Annotated in this window: 12 protein-coding genes; 5 read left to right on the top strand and 7 right to left on the bottom strand. The window is 71.5% G+C overall.

Going from position 1 to position 12,870, the window contains the following annotated elements; genetic code table 11:
* Position 1: 1 nt before the first annotated feature.
* From Aple_RS01085 to Aple_RS01075, 3 genes are all read right to left on the bottom strand, one after another.
* Positions 2-1,219 (bottom strand): acetyl-CoA C-acetyltransferase, encoded by a 1,218-nt coding sequence (locus tag Aple_RS01085; RefSeq protein ID WP_155342509.1) that lies wholly within the window; start codon positions 1,217-1,219, stop codon positions 2-4.
* Between the two features lie 46 nt (positions 1,220-1,265).
* Positions 1,266-2,300: an NAD(P)H-dependent flavin oxidoreductase gene (locus Aple_RS01080; protein WP_155342508.1), complete on the bottom strand. Its 1,035-nt coding sequence runs from the start codon at positions 2,298-2,300 to the stop codon at positions 1,266-1,268.
* A 101-nt stretch (positions 2,301-2,401) separates the two neighbouring features.
* Complete coding sequence (locus Aple_RS01075) at positions 2,402-4,114, bottom strand: class I adenylate-forming enzyme family protein (protein WP_170321215.1); 1,713 nt, start codon at positions 4,112-4,114, stop codon at positions 2,402-2,404.
* 166 nt (positions 4,115-4,280) lie between these two features.
* Between Aple_RS01075 and Aple_RS01070 the strand changes: the two genes are divergently transcribed.
* From Aple_RS01070 to Aple_RS01050, 5 genes are read left to right on the top strand one after another with little or no spacing between them, the layout of a single operon-like run.
* Entirely contained in the window at positions 4,281-5,156 is an 876-nt protein-coding gene (locus Aple_RS01070) for an SMP-30/gluconolactonase/LRE family protein (protein ID WP_170321214.1), read from the top strand.
* On the top strand, positions 5,134-6,267 hold the full coding sequence (locus Aple_RS01065; protein WP_155342505.1) for an acyl-CoA dehydrogenase family protein: 1,134 nt from the start codon (positions 5,134-5,136) through the stop codon (positions 6,265-6,267). The genes Aple_RS01070 and Aple_RS01065 overlap by 23 nt, the downstream gene beginning before the upstream one ends.
* A complete protein-coding gene (locus Aple_RS01060; RefSeq protein WP_246264023.1) occupies positions 6,264-7,163 on the top strand; it encodes a 3-hydroxyacyl-CoA dehydrogenase family protein in 900 nt (299 codons plus the stop codon). Before Aple_RS01065 ends, Aple_RS01060 begins: the two co-directional genes overlap by 4 nt.
* A 13-nt stretch (positions 7,164-7,176) precedes the next feature.
* Entirely contained in the window at positions 7,177-7,989 is an 813-nt protein-coding gene (locus tag Aple_RS01055; RefSeq protein WP_155342504.1) for an SDR family NAD(P)-dependent oxidoreductase, read from the top strand.
* A gap of 41 nt (positions 7,990-8,030) precedes the next feature.
* Positions 8,031-9,254 (top strand): TetR-type transcription factor C-terminal domain-containing protein, encoded by a 1,224-nt coding sequence (locus tag Aple_RS01050; protein ID WP_170321213.1) that lies wholly within the window; start codon positions 8,031-8,033, stop codon positions 9,252-9,254.
* Here Aple_RS01050 and Aple_RS01045 read toward each other — a convergent pair.
* From Aple_RS01045 to Aple_RS01030, 4 genes are read right to left on the bottom strand one after another with little or no spacing between them, the layout of a single operon-like run.
* Complete coding sequence (locus Aple_RS01045; RefSeq protein WP_155342502.1) at positions 9,244-10,359, bottom strand: acyl-CoA dehydrogenase family protein; 1,116 nt, start codon at positions 10,357-10,359, stop codon at positions 9,244-9,246. The genes Aple_RS01050 and Aple_RS01045 overlap by 11 nt on opposite strands.
* An 8-nt stretch (positions 10,360-10,367) precedes the next feature.
* Positions 10,368-11,126 (bottom strand): enoyl-CoA hydratase-related protein, encoded by a 759-nt coding sequence (locus Aple_RS01040; RefSeq protein ID WP_155342501.1) that lies wholly within the window; start codon positions 11,124-11,126, stop codon positions 10,368-10,370.
* A gap of 1 nt (position 11,127) precedes the next feature.
* Positions 11,128-12,024 carry an SDR family oxidoreductase gene (locus Aple_RS01035; RefSeq protein WP_155342500.1) on the bottom strand — a complete coding sequence of 299 codons (897 nt, stop codon included), beginning with the start codon at positions 12,022-12,024 and terminating at the stop codon, positions 11,128-11,130.
* 11 nt (positions 12,025-12,035) lie between these two features.
* Positions 12,036-12,869 carry an enoyl-CoA hydratase/isomerase family protein gene (locus Aple_RS01030; protein ID WP_155342499.1) on the bottom strand — a complete coding sequence of 278 codons (834 nt, stop codon included), beginning with the start codon at positions 12,867-12,869 and terminating at the stop codon, positions 12,036-12,038.
* Between the last annotated feature and the right edge of the window lies 1 nt (position 12,870).

Raw genomic sequence — 12,870 nt, 5'->3', positions numbered from 1 at the left:
CTCAGCTCAGCCGCTCGAGGACCATCGCCATGCCCTGGCCGCCGCCGACGCACATGGTCTCCAGCCCGATGGTGGCGTCGCGGCTCGCCAGGCCGTTGAGGAGCGTCGTGGTGATCCGCGCGCCCGTCATCCCGAAGGGGTGGCCGATGGCGATGGCGCCGCCGTGGACGTTCACCTTGGCGAGGTCCAGGCCGAGTTCGTCGACGCTGGCCAGCACCTGGGACGCGAACGCCTCGTTGATCTCGAACAGGTCGACGTCGGCCAGGGACATCCCGGCCCGCTTCAGGGCGTCGCGGGTCGCCTCGACGGGGCCCATGCCCATGATCTCCGGCGAGAGCCCGGAGACGCCGGTGGCCACGATCCTGGCCAGCGGGGTCAGGCCGAGTTCCCGGGCCCGGACGTCGCTCATGATCACCAGTGCCGCCGCGCCGTCGTTGAGCGGGCACGCGTTCCCCGCGGTCACCGTGCCCTTCGGCCGGAACACCGGCTCCAGCCGGGCCAGGCCCGCAAGGGTGGTACCGCGCCGGGGCCCGTCGTCGCGTGCGACCACGGTTCCGTCCGGCAGGGTCACCGGGGTGATCTCGCGGTCCCAGAACCCGCTGTCGAGCGCCGCTTCCGCCAGGTTCTGCGAGCGGGCGGCGAAGCGGTCCTGATCCTCCCGGGAGACGGAGTAGCGGGTGGCGACGTTCTCGGCCGTCTGGCCCATCGCGATGTAGACGTCGGGGACCTCGCCGTCGTCGCGGGGGTCGGACCATGCCGCGTTGGCCGCGGCCTGTGCCGCAGTTCGACGTTGCGCCGTGTCGTACCGGGGGTTGTGGGTGGAGGCGTCCGAGTCGGGCGGGGTCGGGCCGAGCCGGGAGACGGTCTCGACGCCTACGGAGAGGAAGACGTCGCCCTCGCCGGCCCGGATGGTGTGCATCGCCATGCGGGTGGTCTGGAGGGAGGAGGAGCAGAACCGGTTCACGGTGACACCGGGCAGCCGGTCGAGCCCGAGCCCGACGGCCACCACGCGGCCCAGGTTGAAGCCCTGCTCCCCGCCGGGGAGCCCGCAGCCCAGGATCAAGTCGTCGACGGTGCCGGAGTCAAGGCCGGGGACCCGGTCGAGCGCGGCCCGCGTCACCTGGGCGGCGAGTTCGTCCGGGCGGATGGTGGTCAGGCTTCCTTTGTGCGCCCTTCCGATGGGCGAGCGGGTGGCGCTGACGATGACGGCTTCGGGCAAGGCGACTCCTCATTCACTACGTGTTCGAAGACCTGGGCGGTGTCGGTCAGGAGACCGGTCGAGGTCCGGCGAGCCGGGCCAGGATGGCGGCCGCGCCCGAGACCATGCCGGACACCAGGTCGGGGATGCGCACGACCTCCGTGATCCCGCTGGCGACCTGTCCCGTGGGGAACAGGCCAAGGTGGACGTCTCCTTCGTCCTGGACCCGGCGGAAGGCCGCCGCCTTCCACTCCGTGATCTCCTCGGGCGTCGCACCCTCGTCGATCAGCTTCTGGAGCAGGCGTACGGCCTCGTTGCGCAACCCCCGGATGGGCCCGTAGATCCCGGGGAAGAGGGTGTCGTCCCCCTCCTTCGCCTCCAGGACCCTGGCGACGATGGCCGGGTGCCAGTTGCTCTCCTCGGTGGCGATGAACCGGGTGCCCATCGCGACGCCGTCCGCCCCGAAGCACAACGCGGCGGCCAGCCCGCGCGCGTCCCGGACGCCGCCGCTGATCAGTACGGGCACCTCGACCGCCTCGGTCACGTTGGGGCCGAGCACGAAGGTGTGCACCGGCTTGGAGTGGGTGTGTCCGCCCATCTCGAACCCGGAGGCGATGATGAGGTCGACACCGGCCCGCTCGGCCCTCAGGGCCTGCCGGGTCGAGCCGACCTTGTGGAAGTGCAGCAGCCCGGCGTCCCTGATCACCGCGCGGAACTGGTCCGGCGGCCCGCCGGACGTCGTCACGACCCGAAGCTGGCGTTCCAGGGCCGGGTCTTCCCGGCGGGCCTGGATGACGTAGTTGAGGTGGTTCGTGGACGCCCCGATCACGTCCCCCGAGTGGTCGACCCCGATGGGGATGTTCGCGGCGAAGGGCTTGTCGGTCCGGGAGGCGACCAGTTCCATCTGGCCGCGGAAGACCCGTTCCGCCTTCGCCGGTTCCGCCCACAGGTCGGCGGTGCTGACGGAGCCCAGGCCCCCGGCGGCCGAGACGGCCGCCGCGATATCCCCGGTCGTGAACGAGCCCGACCCCATCCCGTCCTGCATCACGGGGTGCTCGATGCCGAGGAGCTGGGTGAATCGGGTGGGCAGCGACGCTGTCATGGATCCCGGTGCCTTCCTGTAAGTTTCCTGATCGGTCAGTATCTTTTAGTGGTGACAAGGGCGCGACCGGTGGTCGCGCGACCTCGTCAGTTCTTCCCGCGTCAGCTCATCCCGCGCCGCTCGACCGCCATGTCCACCAGGCCCTTGCGGTTGAGCTTGCCGATACCCGTCAGCGGCAGCTCCGACTCGGTGATGAAGTACACCACCCGGGGGATCTTGTAGCGTGCCAGCCGCGACCGGCAGTGGTCGACGATCTCCTCGGCGGTCACCGTCGCGCCCGGCTTGGGGACGATCCACGCGCAGCCCGTCTCGCCCCACTTCTCGTCGGGGATGCCGACCACGATGACCTGCTGCACCTGGTCGTGCTCGTAGACGGCCAACTCGACCTCCTTGGGCGTGACGTTCTCGCCGCCGCTCTTGAACATCTCCTTGACTCGGCCGGTGAGCACGAGGAAACCGTCGGGCCGCAGGCGTCCGACGTCACCGGTGCGCAGGTACTCGCCGTCGAACGCGGCGCGTGTGTCGTCGCCGCTGTTCCAGTACTCCCTGGCCACCGTGGGCCCGGCGATGAGGATCTCCCCGCTGACGCCCTCCGGCACGTCCGTGCCGTCGTCGAGGTCGACGATCCGGCACCGGTGCTGGCGTCCGCCCAGGTCGGGGATGCCCGCGACGCCGGCGGGCTTGGGCGCGCCCACGGTCTCGCTGAGCGTCTCGAACGGGTCGTCCGGCTTGACGATGAAGAGGATGCCCGGCGCCTCCGTCATGCCGTAGCCGGTCGAGAGCTCCGTGACGCCCAGGCAGTCCCGCATCTCCCGCCAGGACGCCGCCGGGACGGCGTTGCCCGCGCTGAAGATCGCGCGCATCGACGACAGGTCGTGACGCCCGGCCCGGGCGGCGGCGACCAGGCGCCGGCTCATCGCGGGGACCGAGATCATGTCGGTCACCCGGTGGCGCTCGATGAGCTCCAGATGACGCTCCGGGTCGAACGCGGCCTCGACGACCGTGCTGCCGCCCGCCCATGTCGGGCCGACGACCCCCTGCATGACGCCGAAGATGTGGAACGGCGGCAGCGACATGATCATTCGCCAGCCGTCGTCGTAGGCGCGGCTGTAGGCCGTGCCGTACGACTCCCTGAGCAGCGCGTCGTGCCGGATGACCACGCCCTTGGGGAACGCGGTCGACCCCGACGTGTAGAAGAGATGGGAGGTCCCGTCCGGGTCCGACTGACCGGCGCCCTCGTAGCGCGCGGCTGTCGGGGCGTACGGGCTCCAGTCGAAGCCGGCCTCCGGGCCGTCCCCGGGGTCGGTCAGCAGGATGGACGCGAGGTCGGGGAAGTGGTCCCGGCCCGCGTGCTCGAAGATCGCCTTCAGCAGGTCGACCGAGTGGGCGCCCCCGGGCAGGCGGGGGTCGGCCAGCACGACGCCGCACGCGGAGTGGCGCAGGACGAACGCCAGCTCGCGCGGCGCCAGCTGGTAGTTGACCGGCACGACGGTGCCGCCGAGGCGCGAGACGGCGAACGTGATCGCGAAAAACTCGGTTGAGTTGCCCATCAGCAGGCCCACGTGGGTGCCCGGCCCGACACCGGCCGCGGCCAGCGCCGCCGCGTGCTCGCGCGACCTGCGGGCCACGTCGGCGTACGTCGCCACACCGCGGTCGGAGATCAGGAAGGGCCGCTCGCCGAACTCGGCCGCGCAGGCGTCGAGGTGACCGTCGAGCGTGCGCGGCGTCCATGTCCCGGCACGTTCCTCCAGACGGTCACGCCGTGCCGCCAGATCCGCCGCCGACTGTGTCCCAACCCGCGTCATGAAGCTCATCTCACTTCCTTCGAGCACGTACCCCATACCCACGGCGGCGGGGCATGGTCGCATTGCATAATAGATACTGGACGCTTAGTATATGTCATGCCTGTTACGCCCGCAATACCGTCACACCTCGGCGGGGCTAGTTGGTATACTGAACGTACCGACTACAGGAGGTGGCGTGAAGCTGGAGGTGCTCGTCGGCGGTCTCGGATACGTGGAGTCGCCACGCTGGCATGACGACCGGCTCTGGCTCTCCGACTTCGACCACGGGGAGGTCCTGACCGTCACCGGCGAACGGGTGACGGGCCGCCTGCCGGTTTCCGGCACCCCGTCCGGGCTGGCCTTCGCCGGTCAGGTGCTCCTGGTCGCGTCGATGCGGACCGGGCGGGTGCTGCGGGTGGGCCCCGACGGCGCGACCCGGACCTGGGCCGACCTGAACGGGGTGGCCGTCGGGCTGCTCAACGACATGACGGCCGACCGGCACGGCAATCTGTTCGTCGGTTGTTTCGGCTACGACCTGGCCCTCCGCGAATGGCCCCGGCCGGGTCCCCTCCTGTGCGTCGGCCCCTCGGGCGAGGTCTCGGTGGCCTGCCCGGACGTCACCTTCGCCAACGGCATGGCGGTCACCGAGCGGGACGAGTTACTGGTCGCCGAGACGCCGCGACGGCTCATCACCCGGTTCCGGATCGCCGGCGACGGGGCGTTGCGCGACCGCACGGTCCACGCCGACCTCGGGCACCGCCAGGCCGACGGCCTCTGCCTCGACGCGGCGGGCGGCGTGTGGTTCGGCTCACCGTTCACCGGCGAGTTCGTCCGGATCGACGCGGACGGCCGGGTCACCCACACCGTGCCGACCCCTGGCCGCTGGGCGGTCGCGTGCGTGCTCGGCGGCCCCGATGGCCGTACGTTCTACGGCCTGACCGCCGAGACCGACCTCAGGCGATACCACCTTGGACAGTCCCACGGGCGCGTCGAGTGCGCCACGGCCCCGTACCCGCGGGCCACGGAAGGTGAACGATGGATGGTGAACGATGGATTTCGACTGGACACCTGAGCAACGCCGCCTGGCGGCCGAAGCGGCGGAGGTCGCCGGGGACGCCGTCACCCGGTTCGGCGCCCACTGCGACGCCTGGATGACCGGGTACTCCCGCGCCTTCTCGAAGGAACTCGCCGGGCGCGGCTGGATCGGCATGGGCTGGCCCGTGGAACACGGCGGCGGCGGCCGCCCGCCCCTCGACCGGTTCATCGTGAGCGAGGCGATGCTGACCGCGGGCGCGCCCATCGCGGCGACCTGGTTCGCGGACCGCCAGATCGGCCCGTCCCTCATCGCCTTCGGCACCGAGGAGCAACGACGGCGGTTCCTGCCGGGCATCCTGGCCGGGGAGACGACCTGGTGCATCGGCATGAGCGAGCCCGGCGCGGGCAGTGACGTGGCCTCCCTGCGCACCCGCGCCCGCCGGACCGGCGGCGGCTGGGTGGTGGACGGCCAGAAGACCTGGACCAGCTTCGCCGCCGGCGCCGACTTCTGCTACCTGATCTGCCGCACCGGGGACGGCACGGGACACCGGGGCATCAGCGAGCTGATCGTGCCGATGGACACGCCCGGTGTCACCGTGCGCCCCATCGTCGACATGGCCGGCGGGCGGCATTTCTGCGAGGTCTTCTTCGACGGGGTCGAGGTCCCGGCCGACAATCTCGTCGGCGCCGAGGGCGCCGCCTTCGGGCAGACGATGCGGCAGCTCGAACACGAGCGCGGCGGCGTCGACCGGCTGCTCTCCAACCGCCTGCTGTACGACGCCGCACTCCCCCACGCCGACGTCTCCAAGGCCGAGGTCAGGCAGGAGATCGCCCGGCTGGAGACCGGCTACCGGGTCGGACGGCTCCTGGTGCTCAGGGAGACCGCACGCCAGGGCCCGGCCGGCTTCTCGGCCGTCACCAAGGCGTTCTGCACGTCACACGAACAGCGGGTGGCCGCCTTCGTCTCCCACACCCTGGGCCTGCCTGCCCTGGCCTGGGACGGCCTCGGGCGTGGCCTGGCCTACTCCCCCAGCTACACGATCATGGGCGGCACCAGCGAGGTGCTGCGGAACATCATCGCCGAACGCATGCTCAAACTGCCCAGGGAAAACAAAGTGTACCGATCGTTTGGTATACTTAGCGGGTGAACAGTGACGCACTGCCGGACACGGAACGTGTCCTCGTGGTCGGGGGTGGCACCATGGGTGCCGGAATCGCGCAGACCTTCCTCGAGAACGGCTTCGCGGTCTCCCTGAAGGAAGTCGACGCCGCCGCGGCCCTCGCCGCCCGGGAGCGGATCGTCAGCGGCCTGGAACGCCGGGCGGCCAGGAACGAACTCCCCGCCGACGTGGCGACGCTCGTGGAGATGCTCGACGTCGGCGCCCGGTTCCCCGACCGCACGGATGTCACGCTCGCCATCGAGTCCGTACCCGAGAACGAGGACCTGAAGGCCACCGTGCTGAGCGAGCTGGCGACGGCCTACCCGGCGGCCGTCATCGCCACCAACACCAGCGCGCTGTCCATCGACGCGCTCGCCAGGCGCCTGCCGGACGCGGAACGTTTCGTCGGGCTGCACTTCTTCAACCCGGTCCCCCGGTCGGCGCTGGTCGAGATCGTCCGCGGCGAGCAGACCGGCGACCGGGTGACGGCCGCCTGCCATGAGGTCGTCCGGCGGATCGGCAAGGAATCGATCGAGGTCAGGGACTCGCCGGGGTTCGCCACCAGCCGCCTGGGCATCGCGATCGGCCTGGAGGCGATCCGCATGGTGGAGGAGCGGGTCGCTTCGGTGGAGGACATCGACGCCGGCATGGTGAAGGGCTACCGCTTCCCCATCGGGCCGCTGGCCCTCGGCGACATGGTCGGCTTGGACGTGCGCCTGGCCATCGCCGAGCGCCTGCACGCGGAACTCGGCGAGCGGTTCCGGCCCCCGGACCTGCTGCGCCGCCTCGTCGTGGCGGGCCGGCTGGGCACGAAGTCGGGCCACGGCTTCTACGAGTGGGACGCCCGCGGCAGGATCCGGCGCCCGGCCGACCTCAGTTTCTGATCAAGGAGTCAGCATGTCCGTCACTCCAGCCGACCTGACCGGCAGGGTCGCCGTCGTCACCGGCGCCAGCCGGGGCATCGGCCGGTCCATCGCGAAGATCCTCGCCGAGCATGGCGCCACCGTGGTTCTCGCCGCCCGTACGAAGGACTCGGGGTCAGGCGCGTTCGAAGGCGGGATCGACGACGCCGCCGCCGAGATCCAGGAGTCCGGCGGCCGGGCCCTGGCCCTGGTCACCGACCTCACCGACGCGGCCGGCCGGGAACGGCTCGTGGCCACCACGGTCGCCGAGTTCGGCCGCCTGGACATCCTGGTCAACAACGCCGCCGTCACCTTCTTCGGCGCGATCGACGAGATGCCGCTCAAACGGTACGACCTGATGTTCGAGGTGCAGGTCAAGGCGCCCTACCACCTGATGCGGCTGGCGATCCCCCACATGAAGGAGCAGCGGCAGGGCTGGATCCTGAACATCTCCTCCCTCGCCTCCGAACATCCCTCCGTGCCGCCGCGCACCTGGACCGACGAGCTGCCCGGCACTGTCTACGGGATGTGCAAGGCGGCCCTCGAGCGGGCCAGCACCGGCGCCGCCGCCGAGCTCTACCGGCACAACATCGCGGTCAACTCCCTGGCGCCCAACCAGGTCGTGCCCACACCCGGCACGGTCTTCCACGGGCTCGTCGACGACCGCGGGGACGACGTGGAGGATCCGGGCGTCATGCCGGCCGCGGCGCTGCTGCTCTGCTCGGGCCCGCCGCGGGCGCTGACCGGCCGCACCGCCAGGTCAGCCGATCTGCTGGCGGAACTCGGCGTGCTCCCGGCGTCCAGATGACCGCACGGACCCGCGGCGTGCGCCGTGACGGGAGACCACCCATGGCGTCCAACCGCAAGCCGGCCGACGAGCGCCGCGCGGAGATCCTACGCTGCGCCACGCGGCTGTTCGCCGACCACGGCTTCGACGCCACGACGATGGACGACGTCGCCAGGGCCGCGAAGATCACAAAGCGCACGCTCTACCGCTACATGAGCACCAAGGACGAACTGCTCTTCGAGATCCACGACAGCTTCGCGGGGTACGCCTCGGTGCTCGACAACCTCCCGCCGGACTCCGGCGACCCGGCCGTCGAACTCACCGAGCTGATCCGGCTGCACGTCGCGATGGTCGCCGACCACACCACGGAGATCAGCGTCTTCTTCGAGGAGCGCAAGCACCTCGACGGCGCCCACGCGCGCCGGATCGAGGAGCGCCGCGACGCCTACGAACGGCGGGCCGTCGGCATCATCGAGCGGGGGGTGACCTCGGGCGCGTTCCACGACCTGCCGGCCCGCGCGGTCGCGCAGGCGATCCTCGGCGCGATGACCGAGATGTACCGCTGGTACTCCCCCGGCGGCACGATGAGCGTCGACCGGCTCGCCGCCGCCAACACCCGCCTGTTCCTGTACGGCGCCGCCGCCGACCGCGACATCGACCTGCGCCCGTGCGGCCCGCCCCCGGCCCGTACGGAGGACGCCGAGCCGCAGGGAGCCAGGGAGCGGGTGCGGCGCGCGGCCACCACGAGCTTCGCCAGCCGCGGCTTCCACGCGACCTCGATGCGCGACCTGGCCGAGGTCGCCAACGTCACCAAGGGCGCGGTGATGTACCACGCCGGCTACAAGAACGACCTGCTCGAAGAGGTCATCGGCGCCACCTTCCGCGGCGGGATCGACGTGCTGGCGTCCGCGCCCCGGCCGAGTGAGCGGGCGATCACGTCGATGCACCGCCTGGTCTGCGCGCACCTGGGCTTCCTCAGCACCCACGTCGACGCAATCGCCGTGGTCAACGACAACATGCGGTATCTGGACGGCGAGGCCTTCCGGCGGGTCGACCGGCTTCGCGACCAGTGGCTGGGCCACTACTCCGACTTGCTCTCCAAAGGTATAGCCAACGGCGAGCTGGCCGCCTTCGACGTCGGTTTCCTCACGCGTACGCTCGTCGGCATGCTGAACTCGGCGGCGCGATGGTACCGGCCCGCCGGGCCGCTGACCCCCGAGCAGCTCGCCACCGTCTTCGTCCGGCTGTTCTTCTCCGGTATCTCCGCCGCCCCGCTCACACGGTGAGCTCCAGGAGGCGGCTGATCCGCTCTCGGTGCAGCGCCGGGTCCCCCCACAGCAGTTCGCTGGACTTCGCGCGTTTGAAGTAGAGGTGGGCCGGGTGCTCCCAGGTGAACCCGATCCCGCCGTGGATCTGGATGGTGTCGGCCGCCGCGCGGAAGAACGCCTCCGAGCAGGTGATCTTCGCCATCGCGGCGGCGAGCGGCAGCCCGTCGGGGTCGGCGTCGGCCGACCAGAGGGAGAAGGCCGACGCGGCCCTGGCGGCCTCGATCAGGATGAGCAGGTCGGCGCACTTGTGCTTGATCGCCTGGAAGGAGCCGATCGGGCGGCCGAACTGGAAACGAGTCTTCGCGTACTCGACGGCCATGTCCAGGCAACGCTGCGCGCCGCCGACCTGCTCGGCCGACAGGGCGGCCAGGGCGACGTGGTGCACCCGGTCCAGCACCGCCTCCGCGTCGCCGCCGATCGGCGTGGCGGTGGCGCCGCCGAACTCCAGCGTGGCGAACCTGCGGGTCTGGTCCATGGTCGAGCAGGGGTGGCGGCTGAGGCCGGGCGCGTCCGCCTCCACGGCGAAGAGCCGCAGCTCGCCGTCGAGCCGGGCCGCGACCAGGATCAGGTCGGCGGTGTGCCCGTCGAGCACGAAGGTCTTGACCCCGGTGAGCCGGTGACGGCCGCCGGCCACGGCCACGGCCTTGGTGGCGACGGCGGCCGTGTCCCAGGCGCCCCGCCCCTCGGTGACCGCCACGGTGGCGGTCACCTCCCCGGCGACGATGCCCGGCAACCACGCGGCGGCCGCCTGGCCCCCGGCCGAGAGCAGCGCCGTCGTCGCGAGCACCGAGGTGGACAGGAACGGCAGGCACGCCAGGTGGGCGCCGAGTTCCTCCATCACCGCGCCCAGCTCGACGGCGCCCAGGCCGAGGCCGCCGTACTCCTCCGGCACCATCAGGCCCTGGAGGCCGAGTTGGTCGGCCAGGTCCTTCCACTGAGCCCGGTCGTATCCCCGGGGATCCTCCATCAGTTCGCGCACCACGCTCTCCGGCGAGTGCGTCGTGAGGTACTTGCGCAGCACCGCACGCAGTTCGAGTTGCTCGTCGGTGTATGTGAAGTCCACGGTGGTCCTCATCCTTTCGAACGGGGGCGCGCGGCGCGCCGCTCCCGGTACCACGGCTGGGTCGTCGACCACACCTGCCGCTCCAGCTCCAGCTCCAGGCTCCCGGTGTGGTCCAGGCCCCGGGTGTCGGCCAGCGTGGACTTGATCAGCGTCGACAGGCCGGCCGGCACCCGGGCCGCCCGGGCGGCCAGCCGCTGTGCCTCGGCGAGCGCCTGGTCGTCGTCGAAACACGCCCAGGCCAAGCCGATCCGCGCCGCGGTCGTGCCGTCGACCCGCTGATCGAACAGCAACATCGCGGCCGCCGCCGACGGCCCCGCCGCCTCGCGCAGCAACCAGGACACCCCGCCGCCCGGGTGGAGCCCGATGGCGGCGAACCGGGCGTCGAAGACCGCGGAACGCCCGGCGATCCGCAGGTCGCAGGCGAGGGCCAGGTTCAGCCCGGCGCCGACGGCCGGGCCCGCGACGGCCGCCACCGTCGGCAGCGGGGTGGCGCGGACCCGGAGGAAGGCGGCGTAGATACGGCGCAGCACACTCTCGTCCGCGCCGTCGAGCTCCCCGAGGTCGGCTCCGGCGCAGAAGGCGGCGCCCTCCGCGGCTACCACCAGCGCGCCCACGTCGTCACGTGATTCCGCGTGGCCGACCGCGGCCACGATGTCGTCGACGAAGCCGGGCGTCAGCGCGTTGCGGCGCTCGGGCGCCGCCAGGGTCAGGGTCGCGACCCGGTCGGCGACGCCGATCCGTACCTCTCCGAAACGGTTCTCCCCCATGTCACGTCCACTGCTTCATGAGGAGGGCCATCTCCTCGGCCGGATCGTCGGGGACGATGAAGCCACCGGTGTCGCGGGCCTCGTCCCAGTGGTCGCGGACCTTCTCCACCGTGAGGTCACGCGACAGGAACCCCGGGGTGAGACCGACGAAGTAGCGGGCGACCCGGCCCGCGCCCGCCGAGATGACCTCGCCGGTCGCCGGGCAGCTCTCGTGTGCGAGCCAGGCCACGACCGGGGCCACTCGGGAGGGTTCCAGGGCCTCAGCGGCCTGGGGGGACAGCACCGACTCGGTCATCCGGGTCCGGGCGGCGGGCGCGACGGCGTTGACGTGGATTCCCCGGCGTGCCCCCTCCTTCGCCAGGACCCGGGTGAGGCCGACGATCCCCATCTTCGCGGCGCCGTAGTTCGACTGCCCGAAGTTCCCGATCAGGCCGGAGTTCGAGGAGGTGTTGACGACCCGCCCGTACGACGCGGCCCGCATGTGCGGCCAGGCGTGCCGCGTGACGTAGAACGTCCCCCGCAGGTGCACGTCGAGGACCACGTCGATCTCCGACGCCGACATGTTGTGGAAAGCCTTGTCGCGCAGGATCCCGGCGTTGTTGATCAGGATGTCGATCCGGCCGAACGTCTCGACCGCCTGGGCGACCATGGCCGCCGCGCCATCGAACGACGCGACGGAACCGGTGTTCGCCACGGCCGATCCGCCGAGGGCGCGGATCTCCTCGACGACCCGCTGGGCGGCTCCCCCGCCCGCGCCGTGACCGCCGACGTCGCCCCCCAGGTCGTTCACCACGACGTGCGCGCCGCGCGCGGCCAGCAGCAGGCCGTACTCGCGGCCGAGCCCGCCGCCCGCGCCGGTGACGAGGGCGACGCGGCCCTCGAAGCTGAGATCTGACATGTCCGCCGTGCTCACTTTCCGAGAAATTTCGGGACGCGCTTCTCCGAGAAGGCGATGAGACCCTCGGCGGCGTCGTGGGAGGTCAGGTTGTAGCGGGCCGCCCGCTCCAGTTCCAGCCGCATCTGGGCCGCTACGCCGAGCCCGGTCTCGATGCTCTCGTTGATGACGAACTTGGCGTTGGCGACCGCGAGCGGGCTCATGCGGGCCACGTGCTCGGCGAACTCGAGGCCGGCCGGCAGGAGCTGGTCGTCCGGCACCACCCGGCTGACGATGTTCCACTCCAGCGCCTCCGCGGCCGGGAGGATCCGGCCCGAGAAGATCAGTTCCCGCGCGCGCTGGGCGCCGATCGCCCGGGGGATCAGGGAGAGCGCGCCGCCGCCGCCCATCTGGCCGTACCGGAGGTGGGCGTCGCCGATCCGCGCCGACTCGGCGGCGTAGGCGAAGTCGGAGCAGACGATGACCTCCAGGCCGCCGGCGACCGCGACCCCGTTGACCAGGGAGACGACCGGCTTGCGGTGCAGGCGCATGGCGAGGAAGGTCAGGTGCGCCTCCTCCAGGAAGTGCGACCAGCCGACCGGGTCCTTCTGCATCGCGATGTACTTCTTGAGGTCTCCGCCGGCGGAGAAGGCGGTCCCGGCGCCGGTGATGAGGATGACACGCACGCTGTCGTCGGCGTCGCACTCCGCCAGCAGTTCCCGCAGCCGCAGCAGCATGGGCAGGTCCAGCGGGTTCAGCTCGTGGGGCCGGTTCAGGGTGAGCAGCGCGGCGTACGCGCCCGTCTCCCCGAGGGGGTGCGTGTCGATCAGCACGGCGTCCTTGGCGGCGCTCTCCGGCTTGGGGGTCATT

This window comes from Acrocarpospora pleiomorpha (genome assembly GCF_009687885.1).
Lineage (GTDB): Bacteria > Actinomycetota > Actinomycetes > Streptosporangiales > Streptosporangiaceae > Acrocarpospora > Acrocarpospora pleiomorpha.
The sequence above is the reverse complement of the archived record's forward strand: the minus strand, read 5'-3'. Positions and strand labels throughout refer to the sequence as shown.